This is a genomic window from Pantoea sp. BJFS-204, from assembly GCF_049310725.1.
Classification (GTDB): domain Bacteria; phylum Pseudomonadota; class Gammaproteobacteria; order Enterobacterales; family Enterobacteriaceae; genus Pantoea; species Pantoea agglomerans.
Genome location: NZ_JBMOWE010000002.1, coordinates 102,233 through 119,344, shown reverse-complemented (window position 1 = coordinate 119,344; position 17,112 = coordinate 102,233). Strand labels below are relative to the sequence as shown.

Here is a 17,112-nt window from a genome sequence, read left to right as displayed (position 1 = left end):
ATGAAAAAGTTAACGCTGTTACGCGCCGGGCTGGCGCTGCTGCTGGGCTTCAGCCTGCTGGCAAAAGCCGATTTGATTCGTGATTTAACCACGGTACAGGGCGTTCGTGATAACCAGCTGCTGGGCTACGGCCTGGTCGTGGGGCTGGATGGCACCGGTGACCAGACTACCCAGACGCCATTTACTACCCAGACAGTGAGCAACATGCTGTCACAGCTTGGTATTACCGTTCCCACCGGAACCAACATGCAGCTGAAGAACGTGGCGGCCGTGATGGTCACCGCTAAACTGCCCTCGTTTGCCCGTCAGGGACAGAACCTGGATGTGGTGGTCTCGTCGCTGGGTAACGCCAAAAGTCTGCGCGGCGGCACGCTGTTAATGACGCCGATGAAAGGGGTCGATAACCAGGTTTATGCGCTGGCGCAGGGTAATATCCTGGTCGGTGGCGCGGGTGCGTCAGCGGGCGGCAGCAGTGTTCAGGTTAACCAGCTGAACGGAGGCCGTATTACCGGCGGTGCAACCGTTGAGCGTGAACTGCAGAGCAACTTTGGTACGCAGAACACCATTAACCTGCAGCTTAACAGCGAAGATTTCTCAATGGCGCAGCGGATTGCTGATGCCATTAACGCCCGTGGCGGTTACGGCGCAGCGCAGCCGCTGGATGCCCGTACCGTGCAGATCCGCGTATCGCCTAATAATGGTGCGCAGGTGCGTCTGCTGGCTGAGATCCAGAACATTAATGTGTCGATCCCGGTTGAAGATGCCAAAGTCATCATCAACTCCCGTACCGGTTCGGTGGTAATGAACCGTGAAGTGACGCTGAATCAGTGTGCTGTAGCGCAGGGCAACTTGTCGGTGACGGTTAACCAGCAGCAGAACGTCAGTCAGCCTGATACTCCACTGGCCGGTGGTCAGACGGTGGCGACGACGCAGACTCAGATCGATCTGCGCCAGACCGGCGGTGCGCTGCAACGCGTCAACGCCAGCGCCAACCTGAACAACGTGGTGCGTGCGCTGAATGCGCTGGGTGCGTCACCTATCGAACTGATGTCAATTCTGCAGTCGATGCAGAGTGCCGGCTGTCTGCGTGCCAAACTGGAAATTATCTGATGGCTGATATGCAATCTCTGACGAGTTCGGCTTTCGACAGCCGTTCCCTGAATGAACTGAAACGCCAGGCCAGCAACGATCCGAAAGGACAAGCGTTGCAGGTTGCGCGTCAGGTCGAAGGGATGTTTGTACAGATGATGCTGAAGAGTATGCGCGAGGCGTTGCCGCAGGACGGCATTATGGGCAACGAGCAGACCAAACTCTTTACCTCTATGTATGACCAGCAGATTGCACAGGAGATGGGGAAACGTGGCCTCGGCCTGGCGGAAACCATCGTTAAACAGATGCAGCCCGCCACCGCGCCGGATGAAAAAGCCGGTACGGTGCCGATGAAGCTGGATAACAGCTTTATTCTCAGCACCAGCGGGGCAACACCACTGCCGGCGCAGCAGCTGGAGCAGATTGTGCGTAAGGCAATGCCGCGTCTGCCGCCGGTCGCTTCACCGACGGGTCTGCCCAGTGACAGCCGCGAGTTTATCGCCCAGCTGACGCAACCGGCGCAGGCTGCCAGCCAGCAGAGTGGCATTCCTCATCACCTGATTCTGGCGCAGGCTGCGCTGGAGTCGGGCTGGGGCCAGCGTCAGATCCTGACCCGCGACGGCAAACCGAGCTACAACGTGTTCGGAATTAAAGCCAGCGGTGACTGGAAAGGTGACACCACCGATATCATGACCACCGAATATGAGCAGGGCGAAGCGAAGAAAGTGCGTGCCAGCTTCCGCGTCTATAACTCCTATTTCGAGGCGCTGACCGACTACGTCAAACTCCTGACCAAAAACCCACGCTATGCGGCGGTGACGAACGCCTCAAGCGCAGAGCAGGGTGCGCAGGCCTTACAGGCGGCCGGTTATGCCACCGATCCAAAATATGCGCAAAAGCTGGTGGGAATGATTCAGCAATTCAAAAGTATGGGCGACAAAGTCGTCAAAGCTTACAGTCAGGATATGGGCGACCTGTTCTGATCATTGCGCCTCAAGTTTCACTTTAGCAAGCCGATAACATCCCTATAGCCAGAAGCGTTTTCGCCTGCTGGCGCCCACTTTGATGTCTGCCAGCCCGGTTGACGGGGAACGTAAGGAACCGAGATGTCCAGCATAATTAACTCCGCGATGAGCGGATTGAGTGCCGCGCAGGCCGCTCTGAGCACCACGAGTAACAACATTTCCAATTACACCGTGGCGGGCTATTCACGTCAGACCACGGTACTGGCGCAGGCGAACAGTACCCTGCAGGGCAATAGCTATTATGGTAACGGCGTGAATATCACCGGTGTACAACGTGAATATGATGCGTTTATTGCTACGCAGCTGCGCGGTTCCAGCGCGAACTACAGCGCGGTAAGCACCCAGCACAGCCAGATTTCTAACATTGACGATCTGCTGTCGACCTCGACTACCAGCCTGTCGACCTCGCTGCAGGGCTTCTTTACCAACCTGCAGAACGTGGTCAGCAACGCCAACGATCCGTCGGCGCGTCAGTCGATGCTCAGCAATGCGCAGGGGCTGGTCAGCCAGTTCCAGACGTCAGCGCAATACCTGAACAATATGCAGAACAGCGTCAATGCCGATGTCGATTCCAGCATCAAGCAGGTCAATACCCTCACCAGCCAGATTGCCGATCTGAACAAACAGATTGGCAAACTGAGCACGGCAAACGGTGCCGCACCAAACGATCTGCTCGATAAGCGCGATCAGCTGGTGAATACCCTGAATAACGTGGTTGGTGTGACGGTATCGCAGCAGGATGGCGGCTACACGGTCGCGATGGCCAATGGCCTGACGCTGGTGAACGGCGACAAATCTCACGATCTGGTGGCGATGCCTTCCAGCAGCGATCCGACACGCACCACCATCGGCTATGTCGATAAGCAGGCGGGCAACGTCGAGATCCCGGAGAAGCTGATCACCACCGGTTCGCTGGGCGGTCTGCTGGCGTTCCGTACTCAGGATCTGGATCTGGCACAGAACCAGCTGGGTCAGTTAGCGGCGGCGTTTACCACCAGTTTCAACGATGTTCACAAGCAGGGCTTCGATAGCAAAGGCAATCAGGGCGTCGATTTCTTTAATATCGGCAGCCCGATCGTGGTGGGCAACAGTAAAAACAGCACCGCCGCGTCCGTCACCGCTGAGTGGACCGATACCAGTGCACTGAAAGCATCCAATTACACCGTGAGTTATGACGGCAATAACTGGACCGCAACCCGCGCCTCAGACAGTACGGCCGTTACCATCACGCCAGGTACTGATGCCAGTGGCAACACCACGCTGAGCTTTGACGGCCTGAAACTGACTGTCGCCGGCACGCCTGCACCTGCTGCCAAAGACAGTTTCCTGGTGAAGCCGGTCCAGAACGCCATCAACGATATGTCAGTCGCGATCACCAGTGAATCGCAGGTGGCCGCCGCGGGTGCTGTCGGCGGTGAGAGTGATAACCGTAATGCGCAAAAACTGCTGAATCTGCAGGATGTGAAACTGGTCGGCGGTAACGCCACGCTGTCTCAGGCCTACGCCACCATCGTCAGTAGTGTGGGTAACAAAACCAGTTCACTGGAAACCACCAGCACCACTCAGAAAAGCGTGGTCAGTCAGCTGACCCAGCGCCAGCAATCGGTCTCTGGGGTAAACCTCGATGAGGAGTACGCCAACCTGACCAAATATCAGCAATATTACATGGCCAATGCGCAGGTGCTGCAGACTGCCAGCACCGTGTTTAATGCATTGATCAATATTCGCTAAGGGCAGGAGATAACATGCGAATCAGTACAAATATGATTTTTGAGCAGCAGGTACGCGGCATCACTGACTCACAGGCCTCCTGGCTGAAATCAGGCCAGGAGCTCTCCAGCGGCCGCCGTGTGAATAATCCTTCGGACGATCCGATTGCCGCGTCTCGTGCTGTCGTGTTGTCACAAACCCAGCAGCAGGGCAAGCAGTATGCGCTGGCGCGTACCTTTGCCGAGCAGGGTCTGTCACTGGAAGAGAATACGCTGAAAGGCGTCACCGATGGGATCATTGCTGCGCAAGGGCTGATCGTCAACGGTTCAACCGGTACGCTGAGCGACGATGACCGTGGTTCGATTGCTACCCAGCTGGAGGGTATCCGCGCCCAGTTGCTGAACCAGGCAAACAGCCAGGATGCCAATGGCCGCTATATTTTTGCCGGTTATAAAACTGACAGTGCGCCATTTGTGGATGCGGCAGGCACCGGCGTCGGCTATGCAGGCGGCACCGAGGCGATCACTCAGAAGGTCGATACCAGCCGTACCATGACTGTGGGCCATACCGGTGACAATATCTTTATGGCGATCTCCGGCAATGCCACCAAAGAGCCGGATGGCAGCGCCAGCGAAACGAATGTGTTTAAGATGCTGGATAGCGCCATTGCTGCGCTGAAAGTGCCGCAGGATGATGCTGACGCCGCAACCAAACAGACCTTCCAGGCGGCGATGGATAAAACCAACCGTGGCCTGGGTAACTCGCTGAATAATGTCTCAACCGTGCGTTCTGAGATTGGTACCCAGCTTGGTGAGATCGATACGCTGAATGCCCAGGGCGATGACCGTAGTGTGATTTACAGCTCGCAGATGAGTGACCTGGTTAACGTGGATTTAACCGAAGCAGCTTCTAACTACACCATGCAGCAGACGGCATTACAGGCGTCCTATAAGACCTTTACCGACATGTCTAAGATGTCCCTGTTCCAGATGAATTCGTAGTCTGACCTGAAATTTTGAGCGTACTTTAACCGGATGCGCTTACTTTTTCCCACCCTCCCGCTAAAGGAGGGTGGGATTTTTTTGCCTGCGATTCAGCCGGTGGCGGGAACCATAGAAATTAAACCGGGTTGATTTACAGCGACAGTCAGCTCGCATGTCAGTCTTGCTTTCACGCTTTCACGCTTTCACGCTTCCACGCTTCCACGCTTCCACGCTTCCACGCTTCCACGCTTCCACGCTTCCACGCTTCCACGCTTCCACGCTTCCACACACGCACACACGCACACACTTTCCTGATTCCTGATAAACGAGGAGGGGAGGCTAATTATCCTCTGTCCGCTGGCGGGCAGAATCGCAGGCATAAAAAAACCCCGGCTTGCAGGCCGGGGTTCAGTTCACAACAGCTTATGCGTTTACGGCTTGGTCGCCGGGGCTGTGGCATGATGTGTGGCGCTATGACCACCCGCAGAACCGCGACCGTCGAACTCATAGGGTGCACGCACCCAGTCACTGTGCGGTGCCGGTTCTGACTGCCAGACTGGCGCAGGTGCTTTAGTCATCGGCGCAGAGGCAAAATGCTTCCAGCGCGTACCGTCATTCGGCACTGAGGCAGTTGCAGGCTCGGATGCCGTTGCAGGCACTGATGCAACAGGTTCGGCCGCAGTCACCGGTGCTGCAGGGGCGACATCGCGTGCGGCCACCGGAGCATGAGGTTCACGAACTGGCGCTGTTTCAGCTTCAGCAGCGACCGGCGCATTCAGAACTTCTTCAACTTCTGCTGCGATCGCTTCGCTGACGTCGGTAGCCGATTGCTCAGCAACCTCTGAAGACTGTGCTTCTTCTGCAACCGCTGCAGGCTGTGCAGTCTCAACCGCAGGTGTCACAACCGGCGCTTCGGTGACAGGCTCAGCAGGCACGGCTTCGGCTGCTACCGCTTCCGCTTTTGCTTCATCTGCCGCCGGAACAACGGAAGGCTGCTCGTCAACCGGCGCGTCGATAGCACGAGTATCGTCAGTATTCACAACCGGCACTGGCGTTTCTGCCTGCGGCTCGGCCTGTTGCACTGGCGCTTCCTGAGTAACAGATTCAACAGCGGCAGCAACAGGCAGCGCACTCGCGGCGTCTGCTGTCTCTTCGCGGTTGTACGCTGGCGTCTCGTGAGTCACATTCTGAACCTGCTCTTCGCTGGCCTGGCTCACCGGGTAACGGATCCAGACTTTACCGGATGCCATCTCTGGTGATGCAGCTGCAGCGGCCAGCGGCATTGCTGACTGAGTCGGATAACGCTCATCACGGTAACGACGACGACGCTGTCCGCTGACGCGCAGATGACGAGGCGAACGACGTGAACGACGCGGCATATTGGCGTTATCACGGTTGTCGTTGTCATCCTGCTCTTCACCCTGCGGTGCCTGGAACTCAGGCTGTGGCTGAGCCACCTCTGTCTGCTGAGGCTGACGCACTTCAGCTGGCTGGGCAAAGTCGCTGGCTTCGGCTGGCATAGGTGGACGGTTATCATCAACACGCACCTTCTGGTTCAGCTGACGCGGCTTGCGACGCGGCATAACCTGTACGCGCTCATCATCCTGCGGCTCGGTCACGTCCGGAACGTCGGCTACCACTACTGGCTGCTCAGCCACTTTGGCGGCTTCTTCACCGGCGCGTTTCTCTTCCTGACGACGACGCTGACGCTCAGCACGCTGTTCACGGCGCTGTTGCTGCTGCTCATCACGCTGCTGGCGCGCTTCTTCGCTCAGTGCCGGACGCTCTTCACGCACTTCACCAGACTGGGACTGACGCTTGTTGCGGCGATTATCGTTACCCTCGCGCGGCTCGCGACTTTCACGTGGCTCGCGACTTTCGCGCGGTTCACGACTTTCACGAGGTTCGCGGTTTTCACGAGGCTCACGGTTTTCGCGTGGTTCACGGCCTTCACGCGACTGCGCGTTATCTCCGTTGCGCGGCGTACGCTCACGACGATTATTGTTACGACGGTTGTTATTGTTGTTGCGGCGCTCGCCACGGCCGTTGCCGTTTTCCTGCTCGCTTTCAGGCGCTTTCTGCGGCTCTGCAACCTCAGTGGCCACGGGTGCAGCGGCAGGGGCTTCTTCGCCTGCGAACATTTTTTTCAGGCCACCAAGCAGACGGCCAAAGAAGCCGGTGCTGACGGTAGCAGGCGCAGCCACAGCAGGTGCTGCTTTTGCGGCTGGCTGGGCTTCAGCGCGTTGCGCTTCTGGCTCAACTTCTACCGGTGCCGGAGGCGCATCAGGCATTACAAACGCGGCCAGAGCAGGCTGCTCAGGACGACGACGTTCAGCATGTTCCTCTTCCGACGGCATCGCCATTTCGGCTTCATGCAGCTTCGGCAGATGATAGCTCAGGGTCTGCGTCTCTTCGCCTTTGCGCACGCGCAGCACGGAGTAGTGTGGGGTCTGCATCTTGTCATCAGGAACGATGATAGCCCGCACGCCACCCTGGCGTGTTTCAATAGCGTTAACCGCTTCACGTTTTTCATTCAGCAGGTAAGAGGCCACCTGAACCGGAACAATGGCGTGAACTTCTTTGGTGTTGTCTTTCAGCGCTTCTTCTTCAATCAGACGCAGGATCGACAGCGCCAGTGACTCGTTATCACGGATGGTGCCGGTGCCGCTACAGCGTGGGCAGACGTGATGACTGGATTCACCTAATGACGGGCTCAGACGCTGACGGGACATCTCCAGCAGGCCGAAACGTGAAATGTGGCTGATCTGAATGCGGGCGCGGTCCTGACGGACAGCTTCACGCAGACGATTCTCAACCGCGCGCTGATGGCGTACCGGCGTCATATCGATGTAATCGATAACGATCAGGCCGCCCAGGTCACGCAGACGCAGCTGACGAGCAATCTCATCGGCCGCTTCAAGGTTGGTGTTGAACGCCGTTTCTTCGATATCACCGCCGCGTGTTGCACGTGCTGAGTTGATATCGATAGCGGTCAGTGCTTCGGTACTGTCGATCACAATCGAGCCACCGGAAGGCAGGCGGACTTCACGCTGGAAAGCGGATTCGATTTGCGATTCGATCTGATAGTGGCTGAACAGCGGGATTTCACCGGTGTAGAGCTTAATTTTGCTGCTGAAGTCCGGACGGCCCAGCGCAGCGATATGCTGACGCGCCAGTTCCAGTACTTTCGGGTTATCGATAAGGATTTCACCGATGTCCTGACGCAGATAGTCGCGGAAGGCACGCACAATCACGTTACTTTCCTGATGGATCAGGAACGGAGCAGGGCGGTTTTCAGCGGCTTTCTTGATCGCTTCCCAGTGTTTAAGACGGAAGCTTAAATCCCACTGCAGCGATTCGGCTGATTTACCGACGCCCGCAGTACGGACAATCAGGCCCATGCCTTCCGGCAGTTCCAGCGCCGACAGGGCTTCTTTCAGCTCGGTACGATCGTCACCTTCGATACGGCGAGAGATACCGCCTGCACGTGGGTTGTTCGGCATCAGTACCAGATAGCTGCCCGCCAGAGAGATAAAGGTGGTCAGCGCAGCGCCTTTATTGCCGCGTTCTTCTTTATCGATCTGAACAATGACTTCCTGACCTTCACGCAGCACGTCTTTAATATTCGGACGACCATGCGCGTTATAGCTGGAGGGGAAGTATTCGCGGGAGATTTCTTTTAACGGGAGGAAACCGTGACGCTCTGCGCCGTAATCGACAAACGCAGCTTCAAGGCTGGGTTCAATGCGAGTGATTTTACCTTTGTAAATGTTGGCTTTTTTCTGCTCGTGTCCAGGACTTTCAATATCCAGATCGTACAGACGCTGACCGTCAACCAGGGCAACGCGCAACTCCTCCTGCTGAGTTGCGTTTATTAACATTCTTTTCATCGTGACTTACTCGTTATTCTTTCATGAGTGATTACAGCTGCGGGCATAGTTACCCTGGACGAGTATCAACCGATGGCCCCGTGACTTAGTGCAATGTCGTCAACCTCACGGCTGTCGACCGCGCGAGGGGCGCAAATAACGTCGGTGGCCTGTTTTTCATAAGGGAAAACAGCACCAGATAGTGGAAATGCCTGAGAGAATAAAGAAAACCCGTGCATCCCATACTGTTGTCCAGGCCGCAACCCGCAGCCCGCTAAGTGCCTGATTTCGCATTACGTCTTACGCCATTGCTGCGTGTCTGCTCAATCCGGCAAAATGACAATTTCGCTCTTTTTCTGCCCTGAAATGGTTCAGGTAAGAAACTCAAGCATTATTCCATTGCTAACCTTCATATAGCAAGGCGACTTTAGCCAGCTTGTGAAGTTTCTTTACATTTAAATCGCTAATGTGTCGGACAAAACAGCGCTTTGCTGAAAAAGCCAGCAGAGAGGCGACCTGCCGTCACATCAACTCCAGAGTTAAGCACAGAAAAAGGGGTGGCGCTATCAGGGGACACTATTTAGAATCGCCGCCATGAAAACAGAGAATCCCGGCGTACATTTTGTCGCCATCACGGCTGAAAATGCCGGACAACGCATTGATAACTTTTTGCGCACCCAGCTCAAGGGTGTGCCCAAAAGCATGATTTATCGCATCGTTCGCAAAGGCGAGGTGCGGGTGAATAAAAAGCGCGTCAAGCCAGAATATAAGCTGGAGGAGGGCGATGAGGTGCGCATTCCGCCGGTTCGGGTAGCGGAACGCGACGAAGATGCCGTTTCCCCCAAACTGGCGAAAGTGGCGTCACTGGCCGATGCCATCCTGTTTGAGGATGAGTCGCTGCTGGTGATGAACAAGCCTTCCGGCACAGCCGTGCATGGCGGTAGCGGACTCAGCTTCGGGGTGATTGAAGGGTTACGTGCCCTGCGACCGGAAGCACGCTTTCTGGAGCTGGTGCATCGCCTGGATCGTGACACCTCCGGCATTCTGCTGGTCGCTAAAAAGCGTTCGGCGCTGCGCTCCCTCCATGAGCAACTGCGCGAAAAGGGGATGCAGAAAGATTATCTGGCCCTGGTGCGCGGCAACTGGCCGTCACACCTGAAGGTGGTTCAGGCGCCGCTACTGAAAAACATCCTGCAGAGCGGTGAGCGCGTGGTGCGCGTCAGCAGCGAAGGCAAAGCCTCAGAAACCCGCTTTAAAGTAGAAGAGCGGTTCGAGTTTGCCACGCTGGTGAAAGCGAGCCCGGTCACCGGTCGTACGCATCAGATTCGCGTCCATACGCTGCATGCCGGGCATCCCATTGCCTTCGACGATCGCTACGGAGAACGTGAGTTTGACAGTCAGCTGGCGGCAACCGGTTTAAAACGCCTGTTCCTGCATGCTGCGGCGCTGACCTTTACGCATCCCGGCACCGGCGAAGTGATGCGGGTCGAGGCGCCACTGGATGATGGCCTGAAGCAATGCCTGCTTAAGCTGCGTCAGCGGAAAGCGTAATCTCTCCGGCATCAGTTCGTTAAAGGATTGATGCCGGCCTGCTGCAACATCTCATTGAGCGCGATCAACGGCAGCCCGACCAGCGTATTGGGATCGCGTCCCTCCAGCCGATCAAACAGACAAATCCCCAGACCTTCACTTTTAAAACTGCCCGCACACTGAAGCGGCTGCTCCTTTTCCACATAGCCGCTGATTTCAGCGTCAGTTAACGTGCGGAAATGAACCACAAAGGGCTCACAGCAGTGCAGCAGCGTGCCACTGGCCGGATGAAATAGCGCCAGACCGGTATAAAAGGTAATGGCTTTTCCGCTGGCGGCACGCAGTTGCGCCCGCGCATTCTCAGCCGTGTGAGGCTTACCGGCGATTGCGCCATCCAGCACGCAAACCTGGTCGGAGCCGATTATCCAGTGGCTGGGATACGTTTTTGCCAGCGCCTGCGCTTTAGCCACGGCAAGACGGGTCACCAGCACTTCAGCGGTTTCATCGGGCTGAGGTGACTCATCAACCTCAGGCGCGGCGGTAATAAAAGGCAGGCCCAGTTTATGCAGTAATGCCTGCCGAAAGGGCGAGGTTGAAGCTAAAAGAATCGATGGCGTCATTTTTTTTCAATAGTGATAGCGAATTGGTGACAGTCATTTTAAACTGTGCGCCGCACTGGATGCGAATAGTGGTTGAAAGATGCTGTTTAACGGCCTTTTTCTTTGACTCTATGACATTACAAAGTTAATATGCGCGCCCTATGCAAAAGGTAAAATTACCCCTAACGCTGGACCCTGTCCGCACTGCTCAGAAGCGCCTTGATTATCAGGGTGTCTACACATCTGTACAGGTGGAGCGTGTGGCCGAGTCGGTCGTTAGTGTGGACAGTGATGTGGATTGTGCCATGTCGTTTGCGGTTGATAACCAACGTCTGGCAGTACTGACGGGTACTGCTGAAGTACAAGTGACGTTGCGTTGCCAGCGCTGCAACCAGACCTTTCCTCATCACGTAAAAGTGAGTTACTGCTTCAGCCCTGTCTCTTCTGAAGAGCAGGCCGAGGCATTGCCGGAAGCGTACGAGCCGGTCGATGTCAACGAGTTTGGTGAGATCGATCTGCTGGCGGTTGTCGAGGATGAAATTATTCTCGCGCTGCCGGTCGTTCCGGTGCACGATTCTGAACACTGTGAAGTGTCCGAGGCGGACATGGTCTTTGGTAAACTGCCTGCAGAGGTGGAGAAACCAAATCCATTTGCCGTATTAGCCAGTTTAAAGCGTAAGTAATAGGAGTAAGGTCCATGGCCGTACAACAGAATAAACCCACCCGTTCTAAGCGTGGTATGCGTCGTTCGCACGATGCGCTGACCACTGCTGCTCTGTCAGTAGATAAAGTTTCTGGCGAAACTCATCTGCGTCACCACATCACTGCGGACGGTTACTACCGCGGTCGCAAGGTTATCGTTAAGTAAGTTTCTTGCTTAGCAAGGCGATACCTTGACACGTTTGACCCTGGCGATTGATGCCATGGGCGGGGACTTCGGTCCCTGCGTGACAGTGCCTGCAGCATTGCAGGCACTGGCCTCTCATTCGGAACTATTCCTTCTTCTGGTCGGACACCCCGACACTCTCATGCCATTGCTTGCCAAAGCGGATTCCTCCCTGATGGGGCGTTTGCAGGTCATCCCTGCCGAATCGGTTATTGCAAGTGATGCGCGGCCCGCTCAGGCCATCCGCAACAGTCGCGGCAGCTCAATGCGTGTGGCACTGGAGATGGTTAAAGAGGGACGTGCGCAGGCCTGCATCAGCGCCGGGAATACCGGTGCGCTGATGGGGCTGTCGACACTCTTATTAAAACCGCTGGATGGCATTAAACGTCCGGCGCTGATGTCCGTTTTACCGCACCAGCAACAGGGTAAAACCGTGGTGCTGGATCTGGGCGCAAATGTGGGCTCAGACAGTGCGATGCTGGTGCAGTTTGCTGTAATGGGGTCGGTAATGGCTGAGCATGTGCTTGGTATTGCACGGCCCCGTGTCGCGTTGCTCAATATTGGTCATGAAGAGACCAAAGGGCTGGAAACGATCCGCGACGCCGCGGCAGTGCTGCGAGAATCACCGCAAATCAACTATATTGGTTACCTTGAAGGTAACGAACTGCTCACCGGTAAAACGGATGTGATGGTCTGTGACGGTTTTGTCGGAAACGTCACGCTGAAGACTATGGAAGGCGTGGTAAGAATGTTTCTTTCTCTGCTGAAGTCATCAGGGGAAGGTAAAAAACGGTCATGGTGGCTTCAGTTGCTGGGGCGCTGGATTCAGAAACGTCTGACGAAGCGCTTCGGGCATCTCCACCCTGACCAGTACAATGGCGCTTGTCTGTTAGGATTGCGCGGAACAGTGATCAAGAGTCACGGTGCGGCAAATCAACACGCCTTCGCTGTGGCGATAGAACAGGCAGAGCAGGCGGTGAGGCAGCAAATTCCCGAGCGAATTGCTGCGCGCCTTGATGCTGTATTAGCCAGGAGTGACAAAGCCTAGATGTATACCAAAATTATCGGTACGGGCAGTTATCTGCCAAGCCAGATCCGCACCAATGCCGATCTGGAAAAAATGGTGGAGACGTCGGACGAGTGGATTGTTACCCGTACCGGCATCCGCGAGCGTCGTATTGCTGCGCCTGACGAAACCGTCGCCACCATGGGATTCAGCGCGGCGCAACGCGCCCTTGAAATGGCAGGCATTGAAGCGAACGATGTTGGGCTGATTATTGTCGCCACAACCTCTTCCAGTCATGCCTTCCCCAGTTCTGCCTGCATGATCCAGCAAATGCTGGAAATCAAAGACTGCGCGGCGTTTGACCTCGCTGCCGCCTGTGCAGGTTTCACCTATGCACTGAGCGTGGCCGATCAATACATCAAAAATGGCGCGGTGAAACATGCGCTGGTGATTGGTGCTGATGTCCTGGCACGCGCACTTGATCCGGAAGATCGCGGCACGATCATCCTGTTTGGCGATGGTGCAGGCGCGGTCGTGCTGGGTCAGAGCGAAGAGCAGGGGATCATCTCTACCCATCTTCATGCTGATGGTCGCTATTCACAGCTGCTGACGCTGCCTTATCAGGATCGTGCGCATCAGGATCAGCCCGCTTATGTCACCATGTCAGGCAACGAAGTCTTCAAGGTTGCCGTCACCGAGCTGGCTCACATCGTTGATGAAACGCTGCAGGCCAATAATCTCGATCGTGAAATGCTGGACTGGCTGGTGCCGCATCAGGCGAACCTGCGCATTATCAGCGCCACCGCGAAAAAACTCGGCATGACCATGGATAAAGTGGTCGTCACACTGGATCGTCATGGCAATACCTCTGCCGCATCGGTGCCAAGCGCACTGGATGAAGCGGTCCGTGATGGCCGCATCAAACCCGGACACCTTATTCTGCTGGAAGCCTTTGGTGGTGGATTCACCTGGGGTTCTGCGCTGGTTCGCTTTTGATTGACAGGAACGAAAAATGACGCAATTTGCATTTGTTTTCCCCGGTCAGGGTTCACAGACCGTGGGCATGCTGACTGAATTAGCGGCAACGTATCCGCTGGTAGAAGAGACCTTCCGTGAAGCCTCTGACGCGCTGGGATATGATCTGTGGCAATTAGTAAGTCAGGGTCCGGCTGAAGAGCTGAACAAAACCTGGCAGACTCAGCCTGCACTGTTAGCCGCCTCCGTGGCAATCTACCGTGTCTGGCAGCAGCAGGGCGGTGAACAGCCAGCCCTGATGGCTGGTCACAGCCTGGGTGAATATTCAGCGCTGGTTTGCGCGGGTGTGCTTAACTTTGCGGATGCAGTGAAGCTGGTTGAACTGCGCGGCAAACTGATGCAGGAAGCGGTGCCTGAAGGCACTGGCGCGATGCAGGCGATTATTGGCCTGGATGACGCGGCTATCCGCAAAGCCTGTGAAGAGAGCGCGCAGGGTCAGGTTGTCTCACCGGTTAACTTTAACTCGCCGGGCCAGGTGGTTATTGCGGGTAACAAAGAAGCCGTTGAACGTGCGGGTGCCGCCTGTAAAGCAGCGGGCGCTAAGCGTGCCTTGCCACTGCCGGTCAGCGTTCCTTCTCACTGCGCACTGATGAAGCCTGCGGCCGATAAACTGGCGGTGGCGCTGGAGAGCATCACCTTTAACGCGCCTGCGGTACCGGTGATCAACAACGTCGATGTGAAAGCTGAAACCGATGCTGCGGCCATCCGCCATGCGCTGGTCCGTCAGCTCTACAGCCCGGTTCGCTGGACCGAGAGCGTGGAAGCGATGGCAGCACAGGGCGTGACGCAGCTCCTGGAGATGGGGCCAGGTAAAGTCCTGACCGGACTGACGAAACGTATTGTCGATAGCCTGACAGCGGCTGCCGTTAACGATACTGCATCCCTGACGGCTGCACTCGGTAAGGAATAAGAGGAAAATCATGAGCTTTGAAGGTAAAGTTGCGCTGGTTACCGGCGCGAGTCGCGGCATTGGTCGTGCGATTGCAGAAACACTGGCGGCACGCGGTGCTAAAGTGGTAGGAACTGCAACCAGCCAGAGTGGCGCCGACGCCATCAGTGCTTACCTTGGCGACAAGGGCAAAGGCCTGTTACTGAATGTGACTGACGCTGACTCAATCAGCACTGTTTTAGAGAATATTCGTGCTGAATTTGGCGAAGTGGATATTTTAGTCAATAATGCAGGCATTACGCGTGATAATCTTCTCATGCGCATGAAGGACGATGAGTGGGAGGATATCCTGGATACCAACCTCACATCGGTATTCCGCCTTTCCAAGGCGGTCCTGCGTGCCATGATGAAAAAGCGCGTGGGCCGTATCATCACCATTGGTTCCGTTGTTGGAACTATGGGTAATGCGGGCCAGGCAAACTATGCGGCAGCAAAAGCGGGTTTGATTGGCTTTAGCAAATCACTGGCGCGCGAAATCGCGTCACGTGGCATTACCGTCAACGTCGTGGCTCCAGGCTTTATTGAGACTGACATGACGCGGGCACTGAACGAAGATCAACGTTCCGGTATTTTGGCGGAAGTTCCTGCGGGTCGCTTAGGCGATGCTCAGGAAATCGCCAATGCTGTGGCATTTTTAGCCTCTGACGAAGCAGCCTACATCACAGGTGAAACGCTGCACGTCAATGGCGGAATGTACATGGTCTGATAAATCACGAAATGATTTGCTTTATTTGCGGTTAGAACCGCAAAATAACGCAAAATCGTGGTTCGACCAGCCGGGATTTTGTTGCATCTTTTTCACCATTTTATACACTACGAAAACCATCGCGAAAGCGAGTTTTGATAGGAAATTAAATAGTATGAGCGATATCGAACAACGCGTTAAGAAAATCATCAGTGAGCAGCTGGGTGTGAAAGAGGAAGAAGTCACCAACTCTGCATCTTTCGTAGAAGACCTGGGTGCCGATTCTCTTGATACCGTTGAGCTGGTGATGGCTCTGGAAGAAGAGTTTGATACTGAGATTCCAGACGAAGAAGCTGAGAAAATCACTACCGTTCAGGCAGCGATCGACTATATCAATAGCCATAAAGGCTAATGAATATCTTCAGGCGGTCGCTCGACCGCCTGATTTTTTTGTTTGTCCCACATAGTTCCCTATTTCCCCTCCCTGGAGGACGAACGTGTCTAAGCGTCGTGTAGTTGTGACTGGTCTTGGCATGTTGTCTCCTGTCGGCAATACCGTAGAGTCTACCTGGAGTGCTCTCCTTGCCGGTCAGAGCGGCATTACCCTGATCGACCATTTTGATACCAGTGCTTATGCAACACGTTTTGCAGGTCTGGTAAGAGATTTTAATTGTGATGACTACATCTCGCGCAAAGATCAGCGCAAGATGGATGCCTTCATCCAGTACGGCATTGTGGCCGGTATGCAGGCCATGCAGGACAGTGGTCTGGTAGTTACCGACGAAAATGCAAGCCGTATAGGCGCAGCAATTGGCTCCGGCATCGGTGGTTTAGGTCTGATTGAAGAGAATCATACTTCACTGGTTAACGGCGGCCCGCGCAAAATCAGCCCATTTTTTGTGCCTTCAACCATCGTTAACATGGTGGCGGGTCATCTCAGCATCATGTATGGCCTGAAAGGTCCAAGTATCTCTATCGCGACAGCCTGTACCTCTGGTGTGCATAACATCGGTCATGCCGCACGTATCATCGCCTATAACGATGCTGATGTGATGCTGGCGGGTGGCACAGAGAAAGCCAGTACGCCATTAGGCGTCGGTGGCTTTGGTGCAGCACGTGCTCTCTCAACCCGTAACGAAAACCCGCAAGCGGCCAGCCGCCCGTGGGATAAAGATCGTGACGGTTTTGTGCTGGGTGACGGCGCTGGCATTGTGGTACTCGAAGAGTATGAGCATGCGAAGAAACGTGGTGCGAAAATCTACGCGGAAATCGTAGGTTTTGGTATGAGCAGCGATGCCTACCACATGACTTCACCACCAGAAGATGGATCAGGCGCCGCGGCGGCAATGATCAACGCATTGCGCGATGCTCAGCTTACGCCAGAGCAGATCGGCTATGTCAACGCGCACGGCACCTCCACGCCAGCGGGTGATAAAGCGGAAGCGCGGGCGGTGAAATCGGTCTTTGGGGCAGCAGCCAGCAGCGTGATGGTGAGCTCGACCAAATCAATGACCGGGCACTTACTGGGTGCGGCAGGCGCGGTTGAATCGATCTACTCGATTCTGGCGCTGCGCGACCAGGCCATTCCACCGACCATTAACCTCGACAATCCGGATGAGGGCTGCGATCTCGACTTCGTGCCCCACACCGCGCGTCAGGTTCCCGGTCTGGAGTACACCCTGTGTAACTCCTTCGGTTTCGGCGGAACCAACGGTTCGTTGATCTTCCGTAAAGTGTAATCGTTGT

At 55.4% G+C, this 17,112-nt stretch carries 15 protein-coding genes; 13 read left to right on the top strand and 2 right to left on the bottom strand.

The window, feature by feature from the left end; all coding sequences use genetic code 11:
- From ACO6VX_RS07225 to flgL, 4 genes are all read left to right on the top strand, one after another.
- A complete protein-coding gene (locus tag ACO6VX_RS07225; protein WP_031592460.1) occupies positions 1-1,110 on the top strand; it encodes a flagellar basal body P-ring protein FlgI in 1,110 nt (369 codons plus the stop codon).
- A complete protein-coding gene (gene flgJ, locus ACO6VX_RS07220; protein WP_010246357.1) occupies positions 1,110-2,072 on the top strand; it encodes a flagellar assembly peptidoglycan hydrolase FlgJ in 963 nt (320 codons plus the stop codon). The genes ACO6VX_RS07225 and flgJ overlap by 1 nt, the downstream gene beginning before the upstream one ends.
- A 123-nt stretch (positions 2,073-2,195) precedes the next feature.
- Positions 2,196-3,845, top strand: coding sequence for a flagellar hook-associated protein FlgK (gene flgK, locus ACO6VX_RS07215; protein WP_010246355.1), 1,650 nt, complete (start codon positions 2,196-2,198; stop codon positions 3,843-3,845).
- Positions 3,846-3,859: 14 nt separating this feature from the next.
- Positions 3,860-4,825 carry a flagellar hook-associated protein FlgL gene (flgL, locus tag ACO6VX_RS07210; RefSeq protein ID WP_422458009.1) on the top strand — a complete coding sequence of 322 codons (966 nt, stop codon included), beginning with the start codon at positions 3,860-3,862 and terminating at the stop codon, positions 4,823-4,825.
- A 413-nt stretch (positions 4,826-5,238) separates the two neighbouring features.
- Here flgL and rne read toward each other — a convergent pair whose 3' ends face one another.
- Positions 5,239-8,697: a ribonuclease E gene (rne, locus tag ACO6VX_RS07205; protein ID WP_422458008.1), complete on the bottom strand. Its 3,459-nt coding sequence runs from the start codon at positions 8,695-8,697 to the stop codon at positions 5,239-5,241.
- Between the two features lie 573 nt (positions 8,698-9,270).
- Between rne and rluC the strand changes: the two genes are divergently transcribed.
- Positions 9,271-10,227 (top strand): 23S rRNA pseudouridine(955/2504/2580) synthase RluC, encoded by a 957-nt coding sequence (gene rluC / locus ACO6VX_RS07200; protein WP_010669849.1) that lies wholly within the window; start codon positions 9,271-9,273, stop codon positions 10,225-10,227.
- 11 nt (positions 10,228-10,238) lie between these two features.
- Here the strand turns inward: rluC and ACO6VX_RS07195 are convergent, their stop codons facing one another.
- Positions 10,239-10,826 (bottom strand): Maf family protein, encoded by a 588-nt coding sequence (locus ACO6VX_RS07195; protein ID WP_052270907.1) that lies wholly within the window; start codon positions 10,824-10,826, stop codon positions 10,239-10,241.
- A 140-nt stretch (positions 10,827-10,966) separates the two neighbouring features.
- Between ACO6VX_RS07195 and yceD the strand changes: the two genes are divergently transcribed.
- From yceD to fabF, 8 genes are all read left to right on the top strand, one after another.
- Positions 10,967-11,488 (top strand): 23S rRNA accumulation protein YceD, encoded by a 522-nt coding sequence (gene yceD / locus ACO6VX_RS07190; protein WP_010246346.1) that lies wholly within the window; start codon positions 10,967-10,969, stop codon positions 11,486-11,488.
- 14 nt (positions 11,489-11,502) lie between these two features.
- The gene (rpmF, locus tag ACO6VX_RS07185) at positions 11,503-11,673 is read left to right on the top strand and encodes a 50S ribosomal protein L32 (protein WP_003849870.1); all 171 of its coding nucleotides are present in this window, start codon (positions 11,503-11,505) and stop codon (positions 11,671-11,673) included.
- 25 nt (positions 11,674-11,698) lie between these two features.
- Positions 11,699-12,739: a phosphate acyltransferase PlsX gene (gene plsX, locus ACO6VX_RS07180; protein ID WP_022625870.1), complete on the top strand. Its 1,041-nt coding sequence runs from the start codon at positions 11,699-11,701 to the stop codon at positions 12,737-12,739.
- Entirely contained in the window at positions 12,740-13,693 is a 954-nt protein-coding gene (locus ACO6VX_RS07175) for a beta-ketoacyl-ACP synthase III (RefSeq protein WP_010246341.1), read from the top strand.
- Between the two features lie 16 nt (positions 13,694-13,709).
- Positions 13,710-14,642, top strand: coding sequence for an ACP S-malonyltransferase (fabD, locus tag ACO6VX_RS07170; protein WP_010669852.1), 933 nt, complete (start codon positions 13,710-13,712; stop codon positions 14,640-14,642).
- A 10-nt stretch (positions 14,643-14,652) separates the two neighbouring features.
- The gene (fabG, locus tag ACO6VX_RS07165; RefSeq protein WP_010246337.1) at positions 14,653-15,387 is read left to right on the top strand and encodes a 3-oxoacyl-ACP reductase FabG; all 735 of its coding nucleotides are present in this window, start codon (positions 14,653-14,655) and stop codon (positions 15,385-15,387) included.
- Between the two features lie 154 nt (positions 15,388-15,541).
- Positions 15,542-15,778, top strand: a complete 237-nt coding sequence (acpP, locus tag ACO6VX_RS07160) for an acyl carrier protein (RefSeq protein WP_003849865.1) — start codon at positions 15,542-15,544, stop codon at positions 15,776-15,778.
- Positions 15,779-15,863: 85 nt separating this feature from the next.
- Positions 15,864-17,105: a beta-ketoacyl-ACP synthase II gene (gene fabF, locus ACO6VX_RS07155; protein WP_422458005.1), complete on the top strand. Its 1,242-nt coding sequence runs from the start codon at positions 15,864-15,866 to the stop codon at positions 17,103-17,105.
- Positions 17,106-17,112: the final 7 nt, after the last annotated feature.

Bases quoted from the DNA above. Each gene is read 5' to 3' on its own strand.
- ACO6VX_RS07225 (WP_031592460.1), top strand. From the start codon at position 1: ATGAAAAAGTTAACGCTGTTACGCGCCGGGCTGGCGCTGCTGCTGGGC.
- flgJ (WP_010246357.1), top strand. From the start codon at position 1,110: ATGGCTGATATGCAATCTCTGACGAGTTCGGCTTTCGACAGCCGTTCC.
- flgK (WP_010246355.1), top strand. From the start codon at position 2,196: ATGTCCAGCATAATTAACTCCGCGATGAGCGGATTGAGTGCCGCGCAG.
- flgL (WP_422458009.1), top strand. From the start codon at position 3,860: ATGCGAATCAGTACAAATATGATTTTTGAGCAGCAGGTACGCGGCATC.
- rne (WP_422458008.1), bottom strand. From the start codon at position 8,697: ATGAAAAGAATGTTAATAAACGCAACTCAGCAGGAGGAGTTGCGCGTT.
- rluC (WP_010669849.1), top strand. From the start codon at position 9,271: ATGAAAACAGAGAATCCCGGCGTACATTTTGTCGCCATCACGGCTGAA.
- ACO6VX_RS07195 (WP_052270907.1), bottom strand. From the start codon at position 10,826: ATGACGCCATCGATTCTTTTAGCTTCAACCTCGCCCTTTCGGCAGGCA.
- yceD (WP_010246346.1), top strand. From the start codon at position 10,967: ATGCAAAAGGTAAAATTACCCCTAACGCTGGACCCTGTCCGCACTGCT.
- rpmF (WP_003849870.1), top strand. From the start codon at position 11,503: ATGGCCGTACAACAGAATAAACCCACCCGTTCTAAGCGTGGTATGCGT.
- ACO6VX_RS07175 (WP_010246341.1), top strand. From the start codon at position 12,740: ATGTATACCAAAATTATCGGTACGGGCAGTTATCTGCCAAGCCAGATC.
- fabD (WP_010669852.1), top strand. From the start codon at position 13,710: ATGACGCAATTTGCATTTGTTTTCCCCGGTCAGGGTTCACAGACCGTG.
- fabG (WP_010246337.1), top strand. From the start codon at position 14,653: ATGAGCTTTGAAGGTAAAGTTGCGCTGGTTACCGGCGCGAGTCGCGGC.
- acpP (WP_003849865.1), top strand. From the start codon at position 15,542: ATGAGCGATATCGAACAACGCGTTAAGAAAATCATCAGTGAGCAGCTG.